This is a genomic window from Virgibacillus sp. L01, from assembly GCF_052246775.1.
Lineage (GTDB): Bacteria > Bacillota > Bacilli > Bacillales > Amphibacillaceae > Lentibacillus.
Window position 1 is genome coordinate 25,749 of record NZ_JBQQCP010000003.1, and the last position, 24,922, is coordinate 50,670.

The following is a 24,922-nucleotide window of genomic DNA, read 5'->3' on the forward strand; positions in this document are numbered from 1 at the left end:
TTAGCAACTATGAGTTACCATTACCCACTTGACGAATCATGGTCAAAAGAGGAAATAATTGATGTGGTAAATTTTTTTGCATTGGTAGAACAGGCATATGAACAGCATGTGAAACGTGAAGAACTTCTGGCAGCATATCGGAAGTTTAAGAGGATTGTACCATCCAAAAGTGAAGAGAAAACCTATTTTGCTGATTTTGAAAAGTCTTCGGGATATGCAAGTTATCCTGTTGTGAAACAAGCTAGAGAATCTGAACAAAAAACAATTAAACTAGATTAGTTAAAGGACTGACTCCCTTTATCATAGACGTCATCAATCAACAACCTGCATTAAACATGGCAAAAACGCTACGAATTCATCGTAGCGTTTTTTGTCTGTAATATTAGCCTTAATTCATCGAAATTTGATAAAGAGGTGTCAGTTTTTTAAACGTAGCTTCAACTTCCTTTAAAAATACTTGTCCATCTTTTAATATCGGGTCACTAGGTTTAAAGTGCTTGCCAATTAGAAATTCTGCTTTTTTAACATTTTGGAAGCGGGTGAGAGACTTTTCCAAATCTATATCAGCAAAACGTGTCGCATCTTTTTTTGTATGATCCAATGACACTACATAATCATCTGGAATTGTTTGTTTGATATCATCCATGTGATTTAAAAATGTTTTAGCCATATCTTGTTTTCCTGGCAGTTCATAAATATATGCAAGCCATACAAATAAATGGTCATCAAATAACCCGATTTGAAAATGCGGATGTTTCTTGTAACCCCGATTATTATGACAAAAAGCCATCCATGTATCATTAGGTGGATTTTTTGTACGTCTTAGGTGCTGTGCAATATGTATATACATTTCACTGCCAGTCATCTCTGAAACAGGCCCAGACAGTTCTTCACCTATTACCTTAAACTTTGGTTGTATATTTGCCCTGATGGCTTTCATTCGTTCATCAAGACCATCAATCGTAAATATTTTAAAATCTTCTTCCGTAAATCCCTTAAATACCATATAAATCATCCTTTCTATGGTGAATCATCATAGATTATAATAATTATTATTAAGCAAAAATTGGATTCAGTCAAGTTATCTTCCCGCAAAAAATGTTTAAAAAGATTGAAAATTGGGGAATGTAAAAACAAAAGTTACTATTTACCATGAACTATTTGGGAAAATATATCATATATATAATAAAAGCCAACTGAAAGGTTGTGGGTAAAGTGAAATATGTAATGGAGGCACTGAGAAAGAAAGAAGCACTAGAAAAATTACCCGTTATTCGAATGGAAATTGATTATGAACTTGTAACGCTACATGATGCAATGCAAGCCAATGATAAAATTGAAATGATAAAATCAAAAGAACGTTTAGAGCAATTACGATTGCAAGTGTTGGAGATTGAAAATGATTAATAATTGGAAATGACCCCAAGTTTACATATGTTCATTGATAGTTAATGAACACTTTTGGGGTCATTTGTATGTATAGGTTTACAAACTCGCCGGATTAAAAAAATGATTCGATGCATCCAATTTGGTATTATAGACATAGTTGAAATGTAATGGAGGCTTATAAATGAATTTGGAGATGCGTGATTCGATATACAACCAAGCAAAAGAATGGGTGCTTCAAGCAGGTGAGACGATAAGAGAGAAAATGTATGATCGGATTGAGATTAATACAAAATCCAATCCAAATGACCTGGTAACAACTATGGATCAAAACACAGAAAACTTTTTTGTATCAAATATTAAAAAAACTTATCCTGATCACTTTATAATTAGTGAGGAAGGATATGGTGATCAATTGGAAACACTTGATGGGACAGTTTGGATAATAGACCCAATTGATGGGACTATGAATTTCGTCCATCAAAAGAGAAATTTTGCAATATCTGTAGGTATTTATCAAGATGGTGTAGGAAAAATTGGTTTTATATATGATGTAATGGCTGATGTGCTATATAGCGCCAAACACAACGAAGGGGCATTTAAAAATAACGAACCTTTACCAAAGCTTGCCAATAAGAAACCTCTGTTGGAGTCAATCGTTGGTTTAAATCACTTTTGGCTTTGTGAAAATAGATTAGTTGATGAACAGGTAATGCAGGATTTTGTGAAAACAATTAGGGGCACTAGAACTTATGGTTCTGCAGCACTTGAATTTGCCTATGTCGCAGAAGGGATTATGGATGGATATTTAACCATGAGTTTATCTCCATGGGACATTGCTGCTGGAGTAGTCATTGTCAATGAAGTAGGTGGCATGACAACAACTATCTACGGTGAACAAGTTAACATGCTTGAAAAAAATTCGATATTAACATGTAATCCGGCAATAAAAAGTGCTATTGTGGAAGATTATATGCTGAAAGGAAAAAAGTGACTCCAATAGTGTAACGAGTCATTTTTGGGGAGGAACACACTGTTTAGGAGTATAAAACGCATAACATTTCGTGATCCAATTTTTATTGATATACCATATTAGTTTTTATACTTCATTGTAAATAACAATCGAAGTGGATGAAGTATTGCCACTCGGAATGACCTTGATAAACGGTCGAAATGAATCCTCATTCCGCTAAATAGCAGAAAAGGTGCTCTCGAAAGGACGAGACGGATCCTCGTTCCGCTAAAAACAGAAAATCAGCCAAATATGAGGCAAAAATGACAAATAGCGGAATGAGGATCCGAACCCAAGATTAAATTGAGGGTTTTTAAGGAAATAACGGAATGAGAATCCGCCAAACAATCAAAGCGGATCCTCATTCCGTTAAAAATGGGTTATTCAATAATAGTGGTTAATTGTGTGCTAAATATTACGTTGATTTCTCCCAAAACTGACCCCAATTAGTGAAGTCACTTTCTTTTTCGCTTGAGTGATAAACCGTACCCCATAAATCCAAATCCCAATAATATAAATAATAAGACAAACCAGATATTGCGAAATGCAATGGAAATTCCAACGAGAACAAACATGAGAATGACCAATGTTGCTAATGACAGCATGGGAATATTGATATTTTTCATAAATTACACCTCTTTTTACTGGAACAAGTATATATTAATTTTGGTTATTGTTCAAAAAAATAAAGTTAATAAATAGACAAGTTTTTAACTAGCATATTGCAATAAGATTTAGTATGATAGAAAATGAGTTTTAACGTTTACTGGTAATGGAGGATATGGATGGGTACTAATTTTAGTTTGCTATATGATTTTATTGTAGATAATTATCATGGTCATGAGCTAATGATTTTTTATGTCTTAAACTTTATTTTTGCATCGATTACATATAAGTTGGGGTTTGCTCGCAAATTACCAATTTTAAAATCTTTTTTGATTTATTTAATGTTAGCATTTGGTTCGATAATCATAACGTTTTTTAGTATAGTTGGTTATCCTATTACAGAGAGTTTACTTATAATGTCACTCATTTTAGGGATATACAGATTTAGGCTATATCAAGAGAGGAAAACAAAAAGTAAGTCATAAACAGACAAAAACTCCCAAATAAGGGAGTTTTTGCTATATTAGATCCTTTTTTTGTTTTTTTGCTTCATACAAGCGGAAGTTACCAGTTTCGTGTCTCTTTTTTGTGTTGTTATAAATTCGATGATCACATTCTTGGCATAAATACATATGGATTCTGCGATTTCTTAATCGTTTCGCTTGTAAGGAACTATCCTGAATATCTTCTATCGTGTCACATAGCACACATTGTACTTGCATTTCATCACCTCTGAAATTAGGCTAACTACCTATTAACTATAACATGACATACTTATGTATTAAAGTGAGTGTTTTATAAAAGAAATAATGGGGAACATATTTATTATCAACTTATATTTAAATTAGAAAGGGTGATTAGATGAGAAAAAGATATATTGCTTCAGTAGCAGGAGCTGTGGGAGCGGGAATTATGGGAGTGTTTCTGAATAAAGAGGAAAACAGAAATAAGTTAAAGGAAAGAGCAAGCTATATCAAAAATAAAGTAAAAGGTACAAATAAATCTAATTCAACTTTTGAAGATGCTGGTATTCCAGACCAAGCTGATAATAAGGATCCTGCACAAATGGAAAACGCTAAAATGGTGTCGGAAGGATCCCAATTTGGAGTAGATTATTATAATCAGGTTAAGGAAAACCAAAGTGAAGAAAAGGACTTGAAATAAAAAATGGCTGTGATTAACTAAACTTTCCACTTTAATGACAAATAATAAAAGGAAGTTTAGAACGTTCATTTTCATAGCTGGATCTAATACGTAGTTGATATAAACTGCGAATTAGTGAAGATTTTCTTTTGTTCTAATGATAGTTGAGTGCTTACATTCGTTTCTACAGAATACTTCGCTTTCCATGGGCACGACCTCAGCCTCCTTGCCCCGGCAAAAGGGGTATGCCGACGTTGTCCGCAAAGGACGGTTTTAGTCGGCCTTCATTTAGTCGCTTCTTCCGGGGTCCTCGGAACGTCTGTTCCCACAGGAGTCTACGTATTCTGCCTCCACTAATAGAGGATTTCTGATTAACGCGAAGTTATAGTCCATAAAGTTTCGTTAAATTAGCACTCATCTTATAAGGAATAGAAGGAATTTACATAAAGTTGTTTCGCAGTTTATATCTAATCAGCAACATTAGAAAACTAGACATTCGTTAAGGGGATTCTTTTGAAAGCGTATTTTTCTTTCTAGAACCACTTATATTCTGGAGTTTAAGCCTTTTGGTGAATGCTTAGTGCACTTATGCAGTGTGAAAAAATAGTTATACTTTCTTATTGCAAAATAAATCCGAACTAATTCGAATTCTATTTCAAGAATTTTAAATAGTTCGGATTTTACTTTGACTTGACTAAAACATATTTGTCCTAGCTTATTTTTGGCAGTATTAATAAGCACACCTAAGGCTTATCTATATTACAGCTTACACTCCCAGCATAAAGCGTTTTTAAAGTACAATACACTTTCAATAGAATTCCTTTAACTATAAGCTAAATTTTAGTCACTCATTGTTCTTATGGTTTGATTGTTTCTCCTCAATATCATCTAATTTTTTCTCATCTTCTTTTGGCAGCATTTCTTTGTTCTGATCTGGTTCCTGGGGCTGGTCATCATTGATTGGAAAGTCTGGCATATATCGACCAACGATTGCTGAGAGTTCATCAACAACTCCCTGTACTGGATGACCTTGGTTTATTTTGTTTCCCATCTCGCGTAGTCTTTCAACCACATCTCCATCAGCAACAACAACTGCTGTCTTTCCATACGGATCATTCTTTAATGCTTCCAAAACGGAATATTTTATAGTTCCAACACGTGAACGGTCTAAATCTTTATCAACATTTATACCAACGACTGCATATGGACCTGCTACTATGGATGTAGCATCATTTACATTTGGTACATCACTTGCGATATTTGCTAAATGGGTAGAAATTTGTCTGTTAGTGGGATTTTGTTCCTTTGCAGGATCAGAATCTTCTACCTGTACAATACGGTTATTTTCCTGTTCGGTTGACAAGGATTGGTCTTTCTCATTTTGCTGACAGCCAATTAATAACAAAAAACTCATTAAAGACAGTATCCCTAAACGGAACAACATGTGTACTCCTCCTTTAAAATGTACAAACGGAATTACTGTCTTATTATTCTGAGTCGAATGCTGTAAAATATACATCCTAAGTACGAAGTAGGATATGTGTGATCTGAAGGCTCAAAAACTTTGGTACAGATAGGTCTTAGTCACAGATAAGTAGTGAAAAAGAATTAATTCTTAATTGAATCATATTCTTGTGATCTTCATTTATCCTAACGATTTTACGAACTATGTATTATTGGTAATTCAACATACTATTATCGCTAATTAGTTTGGGTTTATTGCCTTATTATTAAAAGTTGAAATTGATTTAATTGAAAAAAAGCTGCTCACATATAAAAATGTAAACAGCTCCATCATTTAATTAATTATTATTTTTTCAATCCCTGTAATTGGATTATCTTTATTGGAACCATCCTTATAGAATAAGTGAACAGGCCCTTCTTCTTTAAGGGGTTTACCTTCAAGAGCAAATAGTAAGTAGCAGTTTTGCAATGCCTCAAGTGAGATATGCTCTTCACCCTTATTTGTTACAAGTGTAACGTCTGTAGCATTTTCTTTTATTTCGGCGTGATCTACAAATTCGTTAATTGGCATTACATAGGAGTTTACCAGGATCTTTTCCCTTTCGAACCGGGAAATACTTTTGTTAACTGGTGGATTTATTTTCTGTTGATAAACTGCTCTGTTCCACCGTTTTGATGCATTTTCAAGCTCGTTATCCTCAACCTGCTGTTCATTTTCCTTTTTCGAAAATGCTTCATCCAGCAGTATTTTTCTATCATCAAAGATCCAGACGGTTGGGTCTAGTGTGATTGAATAAGTAACATTTCCAGTAATAGGGACTATCATGTATAACCACCTCTCAATATTATCTTTTACAAGAATAGCAAACATTTTTCATTTTTTCATTATAAACGATTAATTTAAAATTTCCTTTAATTTTATTTGCATTTTCAACGTGCAAACGATAATATAATATAGAAGAAAGTCTTTTAAACGGAGGGGATATATTTGATTCCTGAGGTGACTGAAACTCAACGTGAAAAAGCCTATGCCCTTCTTAAGGCTGATGCTGATAAAATTTGGAGGCTAATAGAAGTTCAAATTGAGAACTTAACAATGCCTCAATGTCCTTTGTATGAAGAGGTTTTGGATACACAAATGTTTGGTCTTTCAAGGGAGATTGATTTTGCTGTCAATTTGGACATGATCAGCGAGAATGAAGGTAAAGCCCTTCTTGAAAATTTAGAAAGGCAGCTTAATATATTACATGAAGCAGCACAAGACAAGGTGTAATGTCATGTTACAACTTAGCAAAAACTTTGCCTAATTGGATAATGGCAAGGTTTTTTTATTTAAGCAGTTACTTTCTTACTGCAGTAATTTCAACTAAGGCTATCTATTAAGGCTTGGTAAATAGCCAAGTTTTCTAATCTAGTAGAAGTAGAAATGTAATATGGCACAAAATTATGTTATACTATTAAAAATTTCTATTTCAACTATTGTTACGAATACATATGTTGAGGAGAAGTAAGATGATACAGAAATTAAAGAGTTATGATTTTACGTTAATGATTACACCAATACTGCTGGCAATGTTTGGAATAGTAATGATTTACAGTGCTAGTATGGTAATAGCTGTTGTTGAGGGTCATGAAAGCTCACATTACCTGGTGAAGCAGATTCAATGGTTTTCTATGGCAATGGTAGGGTTTATCTTTACCAGTATTTTCCCCTATAGATATTACCAAAAGTTGATGAAACTGATTATTTTAATTATTGTTGTGTTATTGGTCGGGGTGCTCTTTTTTGGAAATGAAGTTAATGGTTCCAAATCATGGTTCAATTTTGGTTTTATCAGTATGCAGCCTGCAGAGTTTGCGAAACTGGGATTAATAATGTATCTTGCTTCAGTTTATTCCAAAAAGCAGGCCTATATTAATGAGTTTAATAGAGGTGTACTTCCACCTTTGATATTAACTGCTATAGTATTAGGTCTCATTATATCGCAGCCTGATATAGGAACAGCGGCGATAATTTTTATGATTGCTTGCTCTGTGATTTTTAGTTCCGGAATTCGTTTTAAGCATCTAACCATTCTGGTCTTGGTAGGTCTGGCATTAGTTGCATTTGCCATACCAAGTATGGTGACCGATGAGCGGATTGCCAGGTTTGATGGAGCTTATCAGCCTTTTGAAGACCCGCAAGACGATGGATATCACCTGATTCAATCTTACTTAGCTATAGGTGTTGGTGGATTAACCGGTGAAGGATTGGGACAAAGTGTTCAAAAACTGGGCTATTTACTAGAACCTCATACTGATTTTATAATGGCTGTTATAGCTGAAGAACTTGGTTTTGTCGGAGTCATTATTGTAGTAGGAATGTTATCAGTTATCGTACTGCGTGGATTATTTATTTCCAAAAAATGTTCTGACAGTTTTGGTGCATTATTAGCAATTGGGATTTCCTCGATGATCGGAATTCAAGCATTTATTAACCTCGGGGCAATAAGTGGAATTTTACCGATTACAGGGGTGCCATTGCCGTTTGTGAGTTATGGTGGTTCATCACTTCTGGTTATGATGATATCCATGGGGATAATCAATAATATTGCAAAAACAAATAAACAAAAAGAACAACAACCAGTTCCTGTGAATACCAAGGAAGAACCTGAAACAAATGTGTTTAAAAATAGAGGAGGAAAAACATGGGTGAGGTAAAGCGTATTGAAAAAGTATTAGTTGCAAATCGTGGTGAAATTGCTATACGGGTATTTCGGGCTTGTACAGAACTTAATATTCGTACTGTAGCGGTTTATTCTAAAGAAGACACCAGTTCTTATCATCGTTATAAAGCTGATGAGGCATACCTGATTGGTGAAGGGAAGAAGCCAATCGATGCATATCTTGATATTGAAGGTATCATTGAACTTGCAAAGAATGTCGGTATTGATGCGATACATCCAGGCTATGGATTTCTTTCTGAAAATATTCATTTTGCTAAGCGCTGTGAAGAAGAGGGAATTATTTTCATCGGACCTACAAGCGAGCATTTGAATATGTTTGGCGATAAGGTGAAAGCAAGAACACAGGCAATAAACGCTGGACTTCCAATCATACCAGGTTCTGATGGCCCGGTATCGTCAGTAGATGAAGTAAGAGAATTTGGAAACAAACATGGCTATCCAATCATTATTAAAGCTTCACTAGGTGGTGGCGGTCGTGGTATGCGTATCGTTCGCAATGAAAGTGGGCTTTCAGAAGCATACGATCGAGCTAAATCCGAGGCAAGAGCAGCATTTGGCAGTGATGAAGTCTATGTTGAAAAGTTAATTGAGAAGCCAAAACACATTGAAGTACAGGTGATAGGTGATAAGCACGGTAACACGGTCCATTTATATGAAAGGGATTGCTCCATACAACGCCGGCACCAAAAGGTAGTTGAGATGGCACCAAGTGTCTCGTTAAAAGATGAATTACGCCTGGAAATTTGTGATGCTGCAGTAGACCTGATGAAGAATGTTAACTACATAAATGCAGGAACTGTTGAGTTTTTAGTGACAGATGATGCATATTATTTTATTGAAGTTAATCCACGTGTTCAGGTCGAACATACTATCACAGAAATGATAACGGGGATTGATATTGTCCAAACCCAGCTTAAAATAGCTGAAGGACAAGATATTCATGACAAGTCTATTGGTATTCCAGATCAGGACAAAATTGTGACAAATGGATATGCTATTCAATCTCGCGTAACAACAGAAGATCCATTAAACAATTTTATGCCGGATACTGGGAAGATTATGGCCTACCGAACTGGTGGAGGATTTGGTGTACGCTTGGATGCAGGAAACGGATTTCAGGGTGCAGTTATTTCTCCACATTACGACTCTTTACTTGTGAAAGTATCAACGTGGGCATTAACTTTTGAACAAGCCGCACAAAAAATGGTCAGAAATTTAAAAGAATTCCGGATTCGGGGAATAAAAACGAACATTCCTTTTTTGGAAAACGTAATTTCACACAGCCAATTTTTATCAGGAGAATACAGCACAACATTTATTGATCAGACACCAGAGTTATTTGTATTTCCTAAGCGGAAAGACCGCGGAACTAAAATGCTTTCCTATATTGGACATACTACAGTGAATGGGTTTGAAGGTATTGCCAGGAAGAAGAAACCATCGTTAGCTACGCCGGTTGTACCCAAAATTGATAAACTGGAAGAAATTCCAAAGGGTACTAAACAGATCCTGGATGAGCATGGACCTGAATATTTAGCGGAGTGGTTAAAAGCACAAAATAATGTGATGCTGACAGATACTACCTTCCGCGATGCACATCAATCTTTATTAGCTACTCGTGTCAGGACAAAGGACCTGTTAAAGATTTCCGAGCCTACTGCACGTTTACTGCCTCAACTTTTTTCTGTCGAAATGTGGGGAGGAGCTACATTTGATGTTGCATATCGATTTTTAAAAGAAGATCCTTGGCAGCGACTGATCAAGCTTCGTGAAAAGATGCCAAATGTTCTGTTTCAAATGTTGTTACGTGCAAGTAACGCAGTAGGTTATAAAAATTACCCTGACAATTTAATTAATGAATTTGTAGAAAATAGCGCAACTGCTGGAATTGATGTATTCCGTATATTTGATAGTTTGAATTGGGTTGAGGGAATGAAACCAGCTATTCAGGCAGTCCGGGAAAATAATAAGATTGCTGAAGCTTCTATGTGTTATACCGGGGATATTCTGGATTCAGGACGTACGAAATATGATTTAAATTATTATCTTAACTTGGCGAGAGAACTAGAACAGGCCGGTGCACATATATTGGGAATAAAAGATATGGCTGGATTACTTAAACCAGAGGCTGCCTATCAATTGATTTCAGCATTAAAAGAGACAGTTGATCTGCCAATCCATCTGCATACACATGACACAAGCGGTAATGGTATTTATACGTATGCCCGAGCGATTGATGCAGGGGTAGATGCGGTTGATGTAGCGACAGGCCCAATGGCTGGGTTAACATCACAACCAAGTGCACAAACACTATATCACGCATTAGAAGGTAAAGAACGCCAGCCTAAATTAAATATCGATTCTTATGAAAAAATATCTCACTATTGGGAAGGTATCAGAGATTACTATCAAGACTTTGAAAGTGGTATGAAAGCACCGCATACCGAAATTTATACACATGAGATGCCTGGTGGGCAATATAGTAATCTAAAACAACAAGCGAAAGCGGTAGGACTTGAAGATCGTTGGAATGAAGTTAAAATGATGTTCAGGCAAGTAAATGATATGTTCGGGGATGTTGTTAAAGTAACGCCTTCATCTAAAGTAGTAGGTGACATGACATTATTTATGGTCCAGAATGACCTGACAGAAGATGAAATATATGAACGTGGTGAATCAATTGATTTCCCTGATTCCGTAATTGAATTTGCACAGGGTTATATTGGTCAGCCATATCAAGGTTTTCCGCAAGAATTACAACGGATTATTTTAAAAGGAAAAGAATCAATTAAGGTACGCCCTGGTGAGTTATTAGATCCAATTGATTTCACCCAATTAAAGGAAACGTTATTTAAAACCCTTGATCGCCAAGTAACTAGTTTTGACATGATCTCTTATGCATTATATCCAAAAGTATTTATGGATCATCATAAATTTACTGAAATGTATGGTGATATGTCAGTTCTTGATACACTCACATTCTTCTACGGTATGAAGCTGGGTGAGGAAATTGAGGTTGAAATTGAACAAGGTAAAACGCTTTTTGTAAGATTAGTATCCATTTCTGAGGCACGTTCAGATGGTACCCGTGTCATTTACTTTGAATTGAACGGTCAATCAAGGGAAGTTATTGTTAAAGATGAAAATGTTAAATCACAACTTATAACAAAGCCAAAGATTGATCAAGGTAATGACAAACAAATCGGAGCAACAATGCCTGGGACAGTGGTTAAAGTTCTATGTGAAAAAGAAGAAAAAGTGCAGAAAGGTGATTATTTATTAATTACCGAGGCTATGAAAATGGAGACAACAGTTCAGGCGCCATATACCGGTGTCATTAAAGATATTCACGTGAAAAATGGAGAAGCGATAGCGGTAAATGATCTGCTAATTGAATTTGAATAAAAAAGTAAAAGGGTAATGGACTCGTTCCATTACCCTTCTTTACGATTAAAGGGGTTCTAGGGAAGCAATTTACGCTTTCCTAGAACCCCTTAACGATTAGCCAACTTTTCTAAAGCTTTGCACTTCTTGATGATAACAATATAAAATAACTTAACATTGCGAAGTAGCAGGATATTACAAATGCATGCAACAATGCGATCCCTAGGTTCAGCACAGTAAAGATAATCATGGCTCCGAGGAAAACCTGCAGTACTATAAGCAAAACAGTTGTAATCCAGCCCCAGAACATAACACGATTTGTTCGATAATTTTTCATGATTTTGAAGAATAATACAATAGTCCAAATGAATAATATACCTGCAAAGAGCCTATGTCCCATCTGAATCCATTGATCGAAGCTGTAGTTAGAGAAAGAAAATGGTGCATTATTTGTGCAAAACGGCCAATCTCCACAAACCATACTTGAATTTGCATGTCTAACCAACGCACCCGTATAAACAACTATTAGCGTGTAAATCGTCAGGGCATAAATTTCTATACGGTGTTTCGTTTGGATTATCAGGGAGTCAGCATCAAACTTGGTATCTATTTCAAATATAAGCAGCATCAGTAAAAATAATGCAGCAAATGAAATTAGTGAAATACCAAAATGTGTTGCTAATATGAAATCAGACTGATTCCAAACAACTGCAGCTGCACCTATCAAAGCTTGCAGTATTAAAAAGAACGAAGATAAAAAGGCCAGGAATTTCGCTTCACGAATATGACCAATATATTTCCAGGAAAGGATGGATAAGGTCAAAACTGTTATACCCATTATTCCGGATACCATTCGATGACTTAATTCTATTACAAGTTCGGGAGTTATTGCAGATGGTACAAATTCGCCGTGACATAGTGGCCAGGTTTCACCGCAACCCAGACCAGACTCAGTCTTCGTAACAAGGGCACCTCCCAATAATACAAATACCATGCCCAATGTAGAAACTACAGAGAGCCACTTTAATGTTTTAATCATATGACTGCCTCACTTTATATCAAGTAAATAAAATATCAATAGAATAATATTAATATTAATACTTCCAGGTTATTAGAGCAATGAAAAACGCTAAATATATAGTAAAAATCACACAATTGTCATCTTATCATGGCTTATTACCATTTTCACTATAAAAAAATAAAAAACCCTTGCATTGTCGAGATTTGTTTGCTAGAAATAATATAGGGGATATTTGCTTGGCTTCAAATCACTATACCGGTTACTATGGAAAAACTACATATTTACATTTTACTTGATAAAGGCTTTAATAGCCTTTTGTTTTATTTTAGGTCTCCATTTCACAAATTTGTCACAATTGGAGGTTTATAAAAGTGAAATCATGTGATGTAGGAAATAGATTGTATTACAATTCCATGGTACAATTAGAATAATTATCTAGGATACTTTTGGGAATACTTAGGTATGATAAGTAGTATGCCTGGAATTTATTTGTGCCTTTTGTTGGGATTAGAAGGGGGGAATATATGTAATGAATAAAGTGGAGACTTCTTCTTCACCTCTAATTGGTAACTCAGCTATAGCAAAGGATAAGGATGTCACACTACTTACTGATCTTAAAGCGTTAATTAAAGTTGGAATTGTGAATTCTAATCTAATTACGACATTTACCGGCTTTTGGCTGGCGCTTTATTTCACAAATACATCTTTTGCAGCCAACTGGGGAGTTTTTCTTCTAACCATGGCTGGGAGCGCCCTTGTCATTGCCGGTGGCTGTATTATGAATAATTGGTATGATGTCGATATTGATCCTATTATGTCGAGAACGAAAACGCGTCCAACAGTTACAGGGAGTATATCGCTGAAGAATGTCCTGTTCTTAGGCATTTCAACTACCACATTGGGGCTTATTCTTTTACTGTTCACAACAGTAGAAGCAGCATTAATTGGATTTTTTGGATGGTTCACATACGTTGTTCTGTACACAATGTGGTCAAAACGCAAATATACCTTAAACACAGCAATTGGTAGTTTCTCTGGAGCGGTGCCACCATTAATCGGATGGGCAGCTATCGACCCTGGTCTTCATATGGTAGCTTTTGTGCTGTTCCTGACAATGTTTATCTGGCAAACACCACATTTTCTTGCTTTGGCTATGAAAAAATCCAAAGAGTATAAGGCTGCAAACATACCAATGCTCCCTGTTGTACATGGCTTTGAATTTACAAAACGACAAATCGTCGTCTACATTGCATGCTTGTTGCCACTGCCATTTTTGCTGGCATCTTTAGGAACAACATTTATGGTAATCGCTACACTACTGAATGTTGGATGGTTAGCTCTTGGAATTAGTGGATTTTTTACGAAAAATGATTTGAAATGGGCGAATATGATATTTATATATTCCTTAAATTACTTAACCATCTTATTTTTACTTATGGTTGTCGTAACATTTGAGTTCCCGTTTAGTTAAACTCGTCCTTACTTATACAAATTGATATATAAGGAAGTTACAAAGAGAAAGAGAGGTATGAATACATGAAAGGTTGGATGGGAAAATTCAGAGCGTTTTTTCTGTTAGGCTCGATAGCATTAATGTTATCAGCATGTGGTAAAGAAAACTTGACTGCACTTGAACCTAAAGGTAAAGGTGCCGAGTCTGCAATGGATTTAATTATTCTTACAACTATTGTAATGTTGTTTGTCTTGTTTATTGTAATGCTTATTTATGTAGCAGTTTTACTGCGCTATCGTAAGAAAAAAGGTCAAGAGGACTTTATTCCGAAGCAGGTTGAAGGCAACAAAACGCTTGAAACAATTTGGACAGTTATACCTATTATCCTGTTAATCATTATTGCAGTGCCAACTGTAACTGCAACATTTGATTTGGCTGATAATTCCGGCTCTAAAGATGGCTTAAATGTTCAGGTTACTGGTAATCAATATTGGTGGCATTTTAACTATCAGGGGCAAGAGATTCAAACAAGTCAGGATTTATATGTCCCGGTTGGTGAGAAAGTATACTTAAATATGAAATCATCAGATGTTATCCACTCGTTCTGGGTACCAACTATCTCAGGTAAAATGGATGTTAACCCTGAAAACGAAAACACAATGTACATTGAAGCATATGAAGAAGGCGTATACTGGGGTAAATGTGCCGAGCTTTGTGGCCCGTCTCACTCACTTATGGACTTTAAAGTCGTTGTAGTCAGCCAGGAAGAATTTGATCAGTGGGTAAAGGATATGAAAAATGTAAATCCTGATAAGCAACCACAGGATGCTGTTGCACAAGAAGGTAAGTCACTGTTCCAGCAAAATAATTGTATGAGTTGTCATGCGATTGGCTCATCTCCAGTACAGGTTGGACCTAACCTTACCAACTTTGGTGACCGTTCCAAAATCGCTGGTATTTTAGATCCAACAAAAGAAAACTTGGTTGATTGGATAACGGATCCTGAATCCATTAAACCAGGAAATAAAATGACTGGTAACTATCCTGAAGTTTCAGAGGAAGAGGCTGGTAAAATTGCTGAATACTTATTGCAATTAAAACCATCTGAAATCACGCCTGAAAGTGCAGGGAATTAATTAAACACACACATATAAATCAAGGGATGGAAGATGTTAAAGGGAGGTTTAAGTCGTGAGTATAGCAGCTACTCAGAAACGAGGCTTCGGCGCTGTGCTATGGGATTATTTAACTACTGTAGATCATAAAAAGATTGCACATTTATATCTGTTCGGCGGTGGTTTTTTCTTCATACTTGGTGGACTGGAAGCCATGATTATACGTATTCAATTGATCAAACCTGAGAATGACTTTGTTAGCGCAGGTTTGTATAATGAAATTCTAACGATGCATGGAACGACGATGATATTCTTAGCGGCAATGCCGTTATTATTAGGCTTAATGAATGCCGCCATGCCTTTACAAATAGGGGCAAGAGACGTTGCATTTCCGTTTTTAAATTCATTAGGCTTTTGGTTGTTTTTGTTCGGCGGGCTTATTTTAAATTGTAGTTGGCTTTTAGGTGGAGCACCTGATGCAGGGTGGACGTCATATGCACCTTTGTCGACAACATCACCGGGACATGGTGTTGATTTCTATGTGCTCGGTTTACAAATATCAGGTGCCGGTACTCTAATTGGTGGTATTAACTTTCTAGTGACCATTATTAACATGCGTGCACCTGGAATGACATACATGCGTATGCCATTGTTTTCATGGACAACATTTATAACAAGTATATTAATCTTATTTGCTTTTCCAGCATTAACAATAGGTCTGTTTCTCTTAATGTTTGATCGTATGTTCGGTTCGGCATTCTTTAATGTCGCGTTGGGAGGAAACACTATTATTTGGGAGCATTTATTCTGGATATTTGGTCATCCAGAAGTATACATTTTGATATTACCAGCATTTGGGTTATTTAGTGATATATTCTCTACATTCGCTAAAAAACGCTTGTTTGGTTATACAGCAATGGTGTTTGCGACTATCTTAATCGCGTTCTTAGGTTTCATGGTTTGGGCTCACCATATGTTTACAGTAGGTCTTGGACCTGTAGCTAACTCAATCTTTGCAATTGCGACAATGGCTATAGCAGTTCCAACCGGAATTAAAATATTTAACTGGCTCGCGACATTATGGGGCGGTAGTATAACCATTAACTCAGCAATGCTTTGGGCATTAGGCTTTATTCCTACATTTACTGTTGGAGGTATGACAGGGGTAATGGTCGCTTCAGTTGTTGCTGACTACCAATATCACGATACTTATTTTGTTGTTGCCCACTTCCACTATGTAATTGTTGGTGGTACCGTTTTTGGAATTTTAGCAGGTCTGCACTATTGGTGGCCTAAAATGTTTGGGCGAATTCTAAATGAAAAGTTAGGTAAAATTGCCTTTTGGACATTCTTTACTGGTTTCCATTTAACTTTCTTTATCCAACATTTCTTAGGATTGATGGGAATGCCTCGTCGTTACTGGGTATTCTTAGAAGGTCAAGGGTTGGATACAGGTAACTTAATTAGTACAATTGGCGCGTTCTTAATGGCAATTGGTGTTATTATATTCTTCTACAATGTTGTTTACACAGCAGTTAAGGGAGAAAAAGCACCTGATGATCCATGGGACGGTCGTACACTTGAATGGGCGACATCTTCACCGCCTGCTCACTATAACTTTAAACAAACTCCATTAGTTCGTGGCCTAGACCCATTATGGGTTGAAAAGACAGAAGGTAAAGGAAAAATGACGCCCGCAGAACCATTGGGTGATATCCACATGCCAAACGGATCAATCCTGCCATTTATGATGTCATTCGGATTATTTATAGCTGGATTTGGTTTTATTTACCAAGTTAACTATACTTGGGCTTATATTCCTTTATTTGTTGGTATGGGTATATTACTTGGTTGTATGCTAATCAGATCACTTAAAGATGATCATGGTCACCATATTACAAAAGAAGAACTTGAAAGGGAGGCTGACTAATATGAGTCACGATCATTCCTTAAATCCCGAAACAATGCCACATGAACCAGAAAAAGCCACCCTTGAGGGTAAAAATAAATTCCTTGGATTTTGGTTCTTTCTTGGTGGTGAAACAGTTTTATTTGCGTGCTTATTCGGAACCTACATTGCGCTGAAAAATTCAACAGCAGGTGGCCCTACAACAAATGAGCTGTTTGGGCTTGAGCTTGTATTTATAATGACTATCCTGTTATTAACAAGTTCATTGACAAGTGTATATGCGATGTATCATATGCATAACAACAACTTTAAAAAAATGCAGCTTTGGTTAGGAATTACAGCTGTCCTTGGTTTTGCATTTTTAGGTTGTGAATTGTATGAGTTTAATCATTATATACATGAGTATGGCTTTACATTTCGATCATCTGCATTTGGTTCAGCCTTTTACACCTTAGTAGGCTTCCACGGTGGTCACGTTACATTTGGTCTATTGTGGCTTCTGGCGTTGATGATACGTAATGCGAAACGTGGCTTAAACTTATACAACGCACCAAAGTATTACGTATTCAGTCTATACTGGCACTTTATTGATGTTGTATGGGTGTTTATATTTACAGTTGTATACTTAATGGGAAAGGTGGGTTAATTAATGGCAGAGAACACCAATTCCAACGAAGTTAATCCATATCAAAAGCATAAAAATAAATTGGAAATGCAAAAGCAGTTAATTACATTTGCATTAATGATTTTATTTACGATTATAGCTTTTGTAATTGTTGCCACAGGGATGATGCAAAAAATGTTCGTCATCCCAGTGTTACTAATTCTAGCTGTTATCCAAGTAGCTTTTCAGTTCTACTATTTCATGCATATGAAAGATAAAGGTCATGAAATGCCAGCTTTAATGATTTATGGCGGTGTCTGGGCAGCACTCTTAACAATAGCAGGATTAGGGGTAATAACTTGGTGGTAAGATATTAAAAAAACTTGGCTTATCACCAATCCCTAATGGCTAAAGCCTAAGTTGCACTAATGCAGTAAGAAAGGATTTATGCTTTCTTAACTGCCAAAGAAGATCGGGACACAATGTCTCGATCTTCTTTTTGGCAGTTAACAAGTACTATTTTATCTTCATCTAAAGCTTATCTATATTATAAGTGTGCCCCCTTAACATATAAGAGATTTAAAGGGAGCAAAATACACTTTATTTCGAATCATTTGTTTAGAGTGATGTGAGCAACCCCACTAAGCCTTGACTGCTAAAGCGTATTACCATCTAATTTGTTCGCAAATTGTCACATTAATGTTGTGTGATTCTGGAGTTAATACGTTATAATAAAGAACATAATCCGTTTATGGAGTGAGATAATATGTGGTTGGAATTACAGATTTTTGGCTTTAGAGCCTTGTGGAGTCCTTATTTTCTTTTATTTGTCTTGGGACTTGCTTTGGCCTTTTTTTTGATAACTGGTCCATATCGACACAAGTTTGGTGGTGGAGATAGACCGTCAAAAAAACAACAGAGCTTTTTTTATATTGCTTTGTTTTTGTTATATACAGTTAAGGGTTCACCAATAGATTTACTGACTCACATTATGCTAACGACTCATATGATGCAGATGGCTATTTATTATTTGGTTTTTCCTATTCTGGTTATTAAGGGGATTCCAAAATGGTTATGGGAGAAGGCTGTTCTTAGGCCTGTTATTAAGCCTGCATTATCGTTTTTATCAAAGCCGTTGATTTCAATATTGTTGTTTAATATATTATTTTCATTTTACCATTTACCAGCTATTTTTAACTTTGCTAAGTCATCTCAAATTGCACACTCATCTATATCGGTTACAATCTTAATTGCTGCATTTATTGTGTGGTGGCCAGTTTTAACTCCGCTAAAGGAATTTGATAGTATGCCAGCACTTGGAAAAATATTTTATATCTTTGCCAATGGAGTATTAATCACGCCGGCATGTGTGTTAATTATTTTTGCGGATGTACCGATTTATGCAACTTATTCACAGGATGGAGCTTGGATGCAAGCTTTAGCTTTATGTGTACCGAATGATGTATTACAAGGTATAACATACGCCATATCAGGTCCTGAAATGTTCTCTCCAATGACTACACTGGAGGATCAGCAGCTTGGCGGGATTATCATGAAGATATCACAGGAAATCACGTATGGTGTCATTTTAGCAAGAATATTCTTCGGCTGGTTTAATCGAGAAAGCGTACAGATAGATCCACTTCCCGTGGCTAACGAAAACGAGTATAGTTAGAATTTGTGATATTAATGTTTTATAATATATAGCCTGTTTTCTAAAGAATGTTGCTTTTTCTAAGTGATGAATTTTAGATGTAATTTATATAAACTGCGAACTAATTTTTAACATGTTTTAGTGCTATTATACCGCTCCGGAAATACACTTCGCGCACCTAGGGCGGCTGATGAGCCTTCTTGCTCCTACGTCGCTGCGTAGTCTATCTAGGCCTCAGCTCCCACAGGAGTCTACGTGTATTTCCTCCGCTGTTGACTGGAATAGGAATTGCTATAGAATAATTGTGTGACACCATACACTAGTCCGGGTGAGCGGGCGGGACGAGAGTTTATAAAGATTACTCCAGCATGTTAGTTCGCAGTTTACATCTACTGTGACGGTTAATACCGATAAAACTTACGAAAAGAGTCTTTATATAATAGAAAGGAAAAGTGTAAATATGCCGTTTTTACCGACAATAAGCACGTTTTTCATCGTAGTAAGTGCCATTTTAGTGGCGTTTGGATGGAGATTTATTATAAAAGGGAATGCAAATGCACATAAAAAAACGATGATTTTAGCTGCTATTAGTGCTTTAATATTCTTTATTATCTATGTGTCACGAACTATTTTTATAGGAAATACGAGCTTTGGCGGTCCAGATGATATTAAGATTTACTACACAATCTTTTTAATATTTCATATCTTTCTGGCAACAACCGGGGCTATTTTTGGTGTCGTGACAATTACTTTAGCATTAAAGCGTAAAATAAATATTCATCGAAAAATCGGACCGATAACAAGTGTTATTTGGTTTTTCAGTGCAATTACAGGGGTAATGGTGTATTTACTCTTATATATTATTTATGACGGTGGTCAGACAACAAGTATGTTAAAAGCAATATTAGGAGGATAAATTAAAGTGTGCGAGCTAATGCTCGCACACTTTATATTTTTGTATTCCATTTTATTATTTTGGCTTCTTTTGCTGAATTAAAGGCAATCAGGAATAATGGTCCTAATATAAACCCAAGTATACCTAACAGTTTTATTCCTAAAAACATGGCAATAAGGGTGGCAAGTGGTGATAGCCCGATATGCTGTCCCATTACTTTTGGTTCGACTGTTCTTCGTATGGCCAATAATATAATTGCCAGTATCGCTAACTTTATGCTCATTACGGTGTCACCGGAGATCAACATAAACAATGCCCATGGTCCAACGATTATTATTGAACCTATAATTGGAATGAAATCAACTAGCCAAACAATAAGTGCCATTATAATAGCCACTTCAGGTGCTATTAAAAACAACCCTAATAAGGTAGCAAAGAAAATAATGATGCTGACAAGAAGTTGCGCTTTGAGAAATCCAAGCACAACGCTTGCAAGTCTGTTATTCATAAAGGAAACTTTTTCAGCTGTTTCTTTTGTCATTAAATTATACAGTTTCGCTTTAAGTAACGGTAATTCGAGCATAAATAAAAATAGTGCAATGATGTACACAAGAAAACTAATTAGATACTGTGGAACTTGTGCAAAGATTTGTGCTATATTCTCAATGGTTATTTTTTCTTTAGCTGCATTACTTAAATTAGTAAGATGTGATTCTATACTTCCGGAAATCTGGTTTATAAATTCAGGAGGTAAACTTTGTGTGTAATTTTCAAAACCCGCTTCCCATTTTTCATAGACATTATTAAGTTCATTAAAGTGTGAAGGGATATCCTCGACAAACGTAACAACTTGTGTAACTGCTTTTGTTACGACAAATGATCCCGAAATTCCCATGAATATCAAAAACAACAGAAATACGACAATTACTGATGTTTTTCGGCTGATTTTAACTTTTCGTTGTAGTAGCCTAACTAAAGGGTTAAGGATTAAGGCTGTAACTAATGCGATAATTAAAGGTATAGAGACTGGTAGTATAAAGTAAAAGACTAGTATAAGAAATATAGTTAAAAAAATTAATGTCCATTGGCGTTTTGATATAGATCGAAACAATTTGAATTGATGTCTCCTTTCTTTAATTAGGATAAATATGTATATAAAAAATATAGCACTAATTACGCGGTTTGAACAGTTAAATATAGCATGTTAGTGATTAAAAAACCAACTGCTTTTGTTGTTTTTTCAGCAGTTGGTTTGATTATTAGCGCCTGTGTTTGTTACCTGTTTATTTTTTATATATGTCAATTTCCTCTTTGACTTTTGATACCAGGTTAGTTGCACGTTCCACTAGATTTTCAGGGAAATTTTCCTGTTCACCATATTCAACTCCGTGTGGGTAATAATGTTTACCAAGTAGTGGTGTTGTAAGTTTAATAACAGCGTTCCCACGGTCAACGTCACCTTCGACTGCATATCCCAAAATACGAATATAATATGTAATGTTTTTTTCTTTCGAACCTATTTTATAGTCATAAGTGACACGTTCGTAATCCCACTGACCTCCACGAATAAAAGCGTGTTTTCCCATTAGATGATCTAACGGTTTTACATCAACAATAGAATCTTCAATTCCTGTATTTTCTAATCTCATTTTATCCACCTCACATCTTTTTCCTCACATAACAATAATAATATGAAATGACTTAAGTTGCAATCGAAAAGAAAATATAAAGAATGTATGAAAGTTATTTAGTAATTTGGGAATGAATAATAGGTGATACTATAAAATCAACTAAGGAGGAAGCGTATGAAAGCAACTAAAGAAATAATGAGTACGGACATAGCTGTTTGTCGAAAAGATGATACGATACATGATGCAGCTATGAAGATGAAAGACAGAAATGTTGGTGTGATACCGGTATGTTCTGATGACCAGGAACTTCTAGGTGTGATTACCGACCGTGACTTAGTTTTAAGAGGGTATGCGGATAAGAAACCAGATACAACAAAAATACAGGATGTTATGAGTGATAAACTGCATTTTACTTCACCAGATACTTCAGTAGAAGAAGCAAGTAATCTAATGGCAGAAAACCAAATCCGACGTTTACCTATTGTTGATAATGGTAAACTCGTAGGCATTGTTTCATTGGGTGATCTTTCACTTGAGGATAAATCAAATGATGCTGCAGGTCATGCTCTTGAGGAAATCTCGGAGCGGCCAGAACTCCATTAATGTAGTATAATGAGAACAACCGTATAAATTTATACGGTTGTTTTTCAATAGACAGTTTAATTAATGTATAACTGCTTTCTTACTGCTATAAGTGTAACTAAGGCTTGCACTCCAAAATGCAAGGGTCTAAGAAAACATTCTCACAAAACAATAAGTAAAGTTTTCTAAAAAAAGTAGAGAAAAGAGAATTTACCCGGAATCTCTCACATATAGTTAACAATAAAAGGTTAAATAGAAGGGGAAGCATATATGCGGTTTATTCGAGTATTTGCACTATTAGTATTGATTATAATCGGTGGTTATTACCTTTTTGAAAAAAATCATCAACCTCCCGAAAAGGCAATAGATGATTTCAGCAGTATTTTCGAAAAAAAGGAGAATATGCTAGAAACCAAACAAATACCTGAAGAGAGGTCAACTATTCCGTTAGCGGGTGATATTTTTCAGTGGATAGATAAGTCAACTGATGTGTTAACTGAAGCTTTCGGAGAACCAGTAAGAAAGGATCAAAGCGGATATGGCTATGATTGGTGGATATATAAAGATCAGCAAAAACAATACATTCAGTTTGGAATAGATGATAATGAAATTAATTCAATCTATGCTGTAGGAACAGATTTGTCACTTGAACCTATTGAGATTGGGCAGGACTATGAATCAATAAAAAGGGAATTCTCTATTACAAATGAAGTTTCATACCAGCAAGGACTTGCTTCCTATACGTTTCGTTTAAAGGATGAAGAATTACAGGCACGCCCATTAGTAAAGTTAACGGACGATATATTTATGCAACTATATTTTGATACATTTACAGATAAGCTGTCATCTATCCGAGTATTATCTGCTGATATACTGTTACAGCATCGTCCGTATGAGATGGAGTATCGAGGTGATTTGCCTGAAAAACCTAACCTCACTGATAAACAATGGGGAAAGGTAGAAACGGGAATGGAACAGCAGATTTTTAATATAACAAACGTTATCCGAAATCAATATGAGGAAGCTTCATTAAAATGGGATAAAACCGTTAGCGAAGTTGCATATCTTCATAGTAAAGATATGGCTGAAAATAATTACTTCTCCCATTATGGTTTAAATGGGAATGGCTTAAAAGAGCGATTAGCAACAAAAAAAGTATTTTATCAATCAGCAGGGGAGAACATTGCTGCACAGTACCCGGACGTGCCATCAGCTATGCACGGCTGGCTAAACAGTGAAGGACACCGGCAAGCATTACTGAATGAGGACTATACACATTTAGGGGTAGGAGTTTATCGGTTTTATTACACACAAAATTTCTTGAAAAAACAGTAAAGAATGATTGAAAAACGCATAAGATATATTTACAGGCCCCTACCTATCATAAAAATTAAAAATGTACGTAAATGACCATCAATTTGTATTCTAAATTGATGGTCGTTTATTGTTGGTTTAATAGTAGTATCGGCTTAATATCCATAAAAATTGTAGTGTGATTTGCGGAATATGAATCACACAAATGTTTACCCAATAACAATGGCTGAAAAGGGTAAATAACGGAATGACGATCCGCCAAATCAGAGGGCACCAGCTGTCTAATGAATAAATACACTTAAACGCCCCCAGTTAGATTCAATTTAATCGTAAATGCTTGCTTATTTCGCAGGAGTTCAATCCACTACAAATACTATCCAAAATAGGTATACAAAATTAGTTACATAGTAAAGTGTAAATTTCGAGTTTGCGATAGGGGAGGGCGGAACCCGTCCTGAAGGATTCTCCAAACTGTATGAAGGCAAAAATGAATTCCTTTTCGACAAACCAGGTTTTCTAACAATAGAATATAAGTTTGCCTCTATGATTTACGCACAGTGTTTGATTAAACTACATAAAATAATTAATAACAGATAACTATGACGAGGTGAAATATAGTGAGCGATGATAAGCTTCACCCTAGTGTTAGGGAGTTTAAAGCATTTATGAAGAAGCATCCCAAGCTTATTGAAGAAGTCCGTAAAAGCGGAAGAGGTTGGCAGGAGTATTACGAAAAGTGGGCATTACTCGGTGAAGATGATCCGATTTGGGATAGTTATAGGAATAATCAGAAGGATGAAGTTGGAGGCAAGTCAAAAGAAGGAAAAGCTGAGTTGTTTGGTCAGCTGATGAAACTGTCGGAAAATGTCGATTTAGATAAAGTGCAAAAGCAAGTACACCAATTAAGTAGTACCATTACAACAATTCAAGAAGTATTAGGGCAATTTCAGACAACAAATACCCCACCACATCAGTTCAGGAAACCAGATAATCCATTTAATTGGGGTAGGGACTAGAGGTGAA

Annotated in this window: 26 protein-coding genes; 18 read left to right on the top strand and 8 right to left on the bottom strand. The window is 35.8% G+C overall.

From position 1 onward, the window contains the following. The first annotated feature begins 9 nt into the window (after positions 1-9). Positions 10-279: a UPF0223 family protein gene (locus ACTWQM_RS07170; RefSeq protein ID WP_443257505.1), complete on the top strand. Its 270-nt coding sequence runs from the start codon at positions 10-12 to the stop codon at positions 277-279. 109 nt (positions 280-388) lie between these two features. Here the strand turns inward: ACTWQM_RS07170 and ACTWQM_RS07175 are convergent, their stop codons facing one another. Continuing rightward, on the bottom strand, positions 389-1,006 hold the full coding sequence (locus ACTWQM_RS07175) for a YktB family protein (protein ID WP_443257506.1): 618 nt from the start codon (positions 1,004-1,006) through the stop codon (positions 389-391). Positions 1,007-1,215: 209 nt separating this feature from the next. Between ACTWQM_RS07175 and ACTWQM_RS07180 the strand changes: the two genes are divergently transcribed. After that, the gene (locus tag ACTWQM_RS07180; protein WP_443257507.1) at positions 1,216-1,407 is read left to right on the top strand and encodes a hypothetical protein; all 192 of its coding nucleotides are present in this window, start codon (positions 1,216-1,218) and stop codon (positions 1,405-1,407) included. Positions 1,408-1,570: 163 nt separating this feature from the next. Further along, the gene (locus ACTWQM_RS07185) at positions 1,571-2,380 is read left to right on the top strand and encodes an inositol monophosphatase family protein (RefSeq protein ID WP_443257508.1); all 810 of its coding nucleotides are present in this window, start codon (positions 1,571-1,573) and stop codon (positions 2,378-2,380) included. 473 nt (positions 2,381-2,853) lie between these two features. On the opposite strand, the gene ACTWQM_RS07190 is transcribed toward ACTWQM_RS07185, so the two are convergent. Beyond that, positions 2,854-3,024: a DUF5325 family protein gene (locus tag ACTWQM_RS07190; protein WP_209480314.1), complete on the bottom strand. Its 171-nt coding sequence runs from the start codon at positions 3,022-3,024 to the stop codon at positions 2,854-2,856. A 222-nt stretch (positions 3,025-3,246) separates the two neighbouring features. Here ACTWQM_RS07190 and ACTWQM_RS07195 point away from each other — a divergent pair, with 222 nt between their 5' ends. Further along, positions 3,247-3,489, top strand: coding sequence for a YlaH-like family protein (locus ACTWQM_RS07195; protein WP_443257794.1), 243 nt, complete (start codon positions 3,247-3,249; stop codon positions 3,487-3,489). Between the two features lie 33 nt (positions 3,490-3,522). Here the strand turns inward: ACTWQM_RS07195 and ACTWQM_RS07200 are convergent, their stop codons facing one another. After that, on the bottom strand, positions 3,523-3,726 hold the full coding sequence (locus tag ACTWQM_RS07200) for a YlaI family protein (protein ID WP_375051568.1): 204 nt from the start codon (positions 3,724-3,726) through the stop codon (positions 3,523-3,525). A gap of 139 nt (positions 3,727-3,865) precedes the next feature. Here ACTWQM_RS07200 and ACTWQM_RS07205 point away from each other — a divergent pair, with 139 nt between their 5' ends. After that, on the top strand, positions 3,866-4,168 hold the full coding sequence (locus ACTWQM_RS07205; protein WP_443257509.1) for a hypothetical protein: 303 nt from the start codon (positions 3,866-3,868) through the stop codon (positions 4,166-4,168). Positions 4,169-4,991: 823 nt separating this feature from the next. On the opposite strand, the gene ACTWQM_RS07210 is transcribed toward ACTWQM_RS07205, so the two are convergent. Both ACTWQM_RS07210 and ACTWQM_RS07215 read right to left on the bottom strand, forming a co-directional pair. Further along, positions 4,992-5,591 carry a YhcN/YlaJ family sporulation lipoprotein gene (locus tag ACTWQM_RS07210; RefSeq protein ID WP_443257510.1) on the bottom strand — a complete coding sequence of 200 codons (600 nt, stop codon included), beginning with the start codon at positions 5,589-5,591 and terminating at the stop codon, positions 4,992-4,994. A gap of 354 nt (positions 5,592-5,945) precedes the next feature. Beyond that, positions 5,946-6,437 carry a hypothetical protein gene (locus ACTWQM_RS07215; RefSeq protein WP_443257511.1) on the bottom strand — a complete coding sequence of 164 codons (492 nt, stop codon included), beginning with the start codon at positions 6,435-6,437 and terminating at the stop codon, positions 5,946-5,948. A 165-nt stretch (positions 6,438-6,602) separates the two neighbouring features. Here ACTWQM_RS07215 and ACTWQM_RS07220 point away from each other — a divergent pair, with 165 nt between their 5' ends. The 3 genes from ACTWQM_RS07220 (at position 6,603) to pyc (ending at position 11,742) form a co-directional block, all read left to right on the top strand. After that, positions 6,603-6,884: a DUF1507 family protein gene (locus tag ACTWQM_RS07220; protein WP_443257795.1), complete on the top strand. Its 282-nt coding sequence runs from the start codon at positions 6,603-6,605 to the stop codon at positions 6,882-6,884. A gap of 239 nt (positions 6,885-7,123) precedes the next feature. Then, positions 7,124-8,311, top strand: coding sequence for a putative lipid II flippase FtsW (gene ftsW / locus ACTWQM_RS07225; RefSeq protein WP_443257512.1), 1,188 nt, complete (start codon positions 7,124-7,126; stop codon positions 8,309-8,311). After that, on the top strand, positions 8,299-11,742 hold the full coding sequence (pyc, locus tag ACTWQM_RS07230) for a pyruvate carboxylase (RefSeq protein ID WP_443257513.1): 3,444 nt from the start codon (positions 8,299-8,301) through the stop codon (positions 11,740-11,742). The genes ftsW and pyc overlap by 13 nt, the downstream gene beginning before the upstream one ends. Positions 11,743-11,851: 109 nt before the next feature. On the opposite strand, the gene ACTWQM_RS07235 is transcribed toward pyc, so the two are convergent. Next, positions 11,852-12,760 carry a COX15/CtaA family protein gene (locus ACTWQM_RS07235; protein ID WP_443257514.1) on the bottom strand — a complete coding sequence of 303 codons (909 nt, stop codon included), beginning with the start codon at positions 12,758-12,760 and terminating at the stop codon, positions 11,852-11,854. Between the two features lie 511 nt (positions 12,761-13,271). Between ACTWQM_RS07235 and cyoE the strand changes: the two genes are divergently transcribed. From cyoE to ACTWQM_RS07270, 7 genes are all read left to right on the top strand, one after another. Further along, on the top strand, positions 13,272-14,213 hold the full coding sequence (gene cyoE / locus ACTWQM_RS07240; RefSeq protein WP_443257515.1) for a heme o synthase: 942 nt from the start codon (positions 13,272-13,274) through the stop codon (positions 14,211-14,213). 65 nt (positions 14,214-14,278) lie between these two features. Then, complete coding sequence (gene coxB, locus ACTWQM_RS07245) at positions 14,279-15,331, top strand: cytochrome c oxidase subunit II (RefSeq protein WP_443257516.1); 1,053 nt, start codon at positions 14,279-14,281, stop codon at positions 15,329-15,331. Between the two features lie 55 nt (positions 15,332-15,386). Next, positions 15,387-17,240 carry a cytochrome c oxidase subunit I gene (gene ctaD, locus ACTWQM_RS07250; protein WP_443257517.1) on the top strand — a complete coding sequence of 618 codons (1,854 nt, stop codon included), beginning with the start codon at positions 15,387-15,389 and terminating at the stop codon, positions 17,238-17,240. Between the two features lies 1 nt (position 17,241). Then, positions 17,242-17,865 (top strand): cytochrome (ubi)quinol oxidase subunit III, encoded by a 624-nt coding sequence (locus tag ACTWQM_RS07255; RefSeq protein ID WP_443257518.1) that lies wholly within the window; start codon positions 17,242-17,244, stop codon positions 17,863-17,865. Between the two features lie 3 nt (positions 17,866-17,868). Then, complete coding sequence (ctaF, locus tag ACTWQM_RS07260) at positions 17,869-18,192, top strand: cytochrome c oxidase subunit IVB (RefSeq protein ID WP_443257519.1); 324 nt, start codon at positions 17,869-17,871, stop codon at positions 18,190-18,192. Positions 18,193-18,589: 397 nt separating this feature from the next. Next, a complete protein-coding gene (ctaG, locus tag ACTWQM_RS07265) occupies positions 18,590-19,498 on the top strand; it encodes a cytochrome c oxidase assembly factor CtaG (protein ID WP_443257520.1) in 909 nt (302 codons plus the stop codon). 439 nt (positions 19,499-19,937) lie between these two features. Next, complete coding sequence (locus ACTWQM_RS07270) at positions 19,938-20,393, top strand: DUF420 domain-containing protein (RefSeq protein ID WP_443257521.1); 456 nt, start codon at positions 19,938-19,940, stop codon at positions 20,391-20,393. Positions 20,394-20,424: 31 nt separating this feature from the next. Here the strand turns inward: ACTWQM_RS07270 and ytvI are convergent, their stop codons facing one another. Both ytvI and ACTWQM_RS07280 read right to left on the bottom strand, forming a co-directional pair. Next, positions 20,425-21,483, bottom strand: coding sequence for a sporulation integral membrane protein YtvI (gene ytvI / locus ACTWQM_RS07275; RefSeq protein WP_443257522.1), 1,059 nt, complete (start codon positions 21,481-21,483; stop codon positions 20,425-20,427). Between the two features lie 172 nt (positions 21,484-21,655). Then, entirely contained in the window at positions 21,656-22,021 is a 366-nt protein-coding gene (locus ACTWQM_RS07280; RefSeq protein ID WP_443257523.1) for a YugN family protein, read from the bottom strand. A 156-nt stretch (positions 22,022-22,177) separates the two neighbouring features. Here ACTWQM_RS07280 and ACTWQM_RS07285 point away from each other — a divergent pair, with 156 nt between their 5' ends. The 3 genes from ACTWQM_RS07285 (at position 22,178) to ACTWQM_RS07295 (ending at position 24,915) form a co-directional block, all read left to right on the top strand. Next, positions 22,178-22,606, top strand: coding sequence for a CBS domain-containing protein (locus tag ACTWQM_RS07285; RefSeq protein WP_443257524.1), 429 nt, complete (start codon positions 22,178-22,180; stop codon positions 22,604-22,606). Between the two features lie 249 nt (positions 22,607-22,855). Beyond that, positions 22,856-23,920, top strand: coding sequence for a CAP domain-containing protein (locus tag ACTWQM_RS07290; RefSeq protein ID WP_443257525.1), 1,065 nt, complete (start codon positions 22,856-22,858; stop codon positions 23,918-23,920). A gap of 596 nt (positions 23,921-24,516) precedes the next feature. Next, a complete protein-coding gene (locus tag ACTWQM_RS07295; RefSeq protein WP_443257526.1) occupies positions 24,517-24,915 on the top strand; it encodes a YlbD family protein in 399 nt (132 codons plus the stop codon). The last annotated feature ends 7 nt before the right edge of the window (positions 24,916-24,922 follow it).

Coding starts and splice junctions, on each gene's coding strand:
- ACTWQM_RS07170 (WP_443257505.1), top strand. CDS start 10: ATGAGTTACCATTACCCACTTGACGAATCATGGTCAAAAGAGGAAATA.
- ACTWQM_RS07175 (WP_443257506.1), bottom strand. CDS start 1,006: ATGGTATTTAAGGGATTTACGGAAGAAGATTTTAAAATATTTACGATT.
- ACTWQM_RS07185 (WP_443257508.1), top strand. CDS start 1,571: ATGAATTTGGAGATGCGTGATTCGATATACAACCAAGCAAAAGAATGG.
- ACTWQM_RS07190 (WP_209480314.1), bottom strand. CDS start 3,024: ATGAAAAATATCAATATTCCCATGCTGTCATTAGCAACATTGGTCATT.
- ACTWQM_RS07195 (WP_443257794.1), top strand. CDS start 3,247: ATGATTTTTTATGTCTTAAACTTTATTTTTGCATCGATTACATATAAG.
- ACTWQM_RS07200 (WP_375051568.1), bottom strand. CDS start 3,726: ATGCAAGTACAATGTGTGCTATGTGACACGATAGAAGATATTCAGGAT.
- ACTWQM_RS07205 (WP_443257509.1), top strand. CDS start 3,866: ATGAGAAAAAGATATATTGCTTCAGTAGCAGGAGCTGTGGGAGCGGGA.
- ACTWQM_RS07210 (WP_443257510.1), bottom strand. CDS start 5,591: ATGTTGTTCCGTTTAGGGATACTGTCTTTAATGAGTTTTTTGTTATTA.
- ACTWQM_RS07215 (WP_443257511.1), bottom strand. CDS start 6,437: ATGATAGTCCCTATTACTGGAAATGTTACTTATTCAATCACACTAGAC.
- ftsW (WP_443257512.1), top strand. CDS start 7,124: ATGATACAGAAATTAAAGAGTTATGATTTTACGTTAATGATTACACCA.
- pyc (WP_443257513.1), top strand. CDS start 8,299: ATGGGTGAGGTAAAGCGTATTGAAAAAGTATTAGTTGCAAATCGTGGT.
- ACTWQM_RS07235 (WP_443257514.1), bottom strand. CDS start 12,760: ATGATTAAAACATTAAAGTGGCTCTCTGTAGTTTCTACATTGGGCATG.
- cyoE (WP_443257515.1), top strand. CDS start 13,272: ATGAATAAAGTGGAGACTTCTTCTTCACCTCTAATTGGTAACTCAGCT.
- coxB (WP_443257516.1), top strand. CDS start 14,279: ATGAAAGGTTGGATGGGAAAATTCAGAGCGTTTTTTCTGTTAGGCTCG.
- ACTWQM_RS07255 (WP_443257518.1), top strand. CDS start 17,242: ATGAGTCACGATCATTCCTTAAATCCCGAAACAATGCCACATGAACCA.
- ctaF (WP_443257519.1), top strand. CDS start 17,869: ATGGCAGAGAACACCAATTCCAACGAAGTTAATCCATATCAAAAGCAT.
- ctaG (WP_443257520.1), top strand. CDS start 18,590: ATGTGGTTGGAATTACAGATTTTTGGCTTTAGAGCCTTGTGGAGTCCT.
- ACTWQM_RS07270 (WP_443257521.1), top strand. CDS start 19,938: ATGCCGTTTTTACCGACAATAAGCACGTTTTTCATCGTAGTAAGTGCC.
- ACTWQM_RS07280 (WP_443257523.1), bottom strand. CDS start 22,021: ATGAGATTAGAAAATACAGGAATTGAAGATTCTATTGTTGATGTAAAA.
- ACTWQM_RS07285 (WP_443257524.1), top strand. CDS start 22,178: ATGAAAGCAACTAAAGAAATAATGAGTACGGACATAGCTGTTTGTCGA.
- ACTWQM_RS07290 (WP_443257525.1), top strand. CDS start 22,856: ATGCGGTTTATTCGAGTATTTGCACTATTAGTATTGATTATAATCGGT.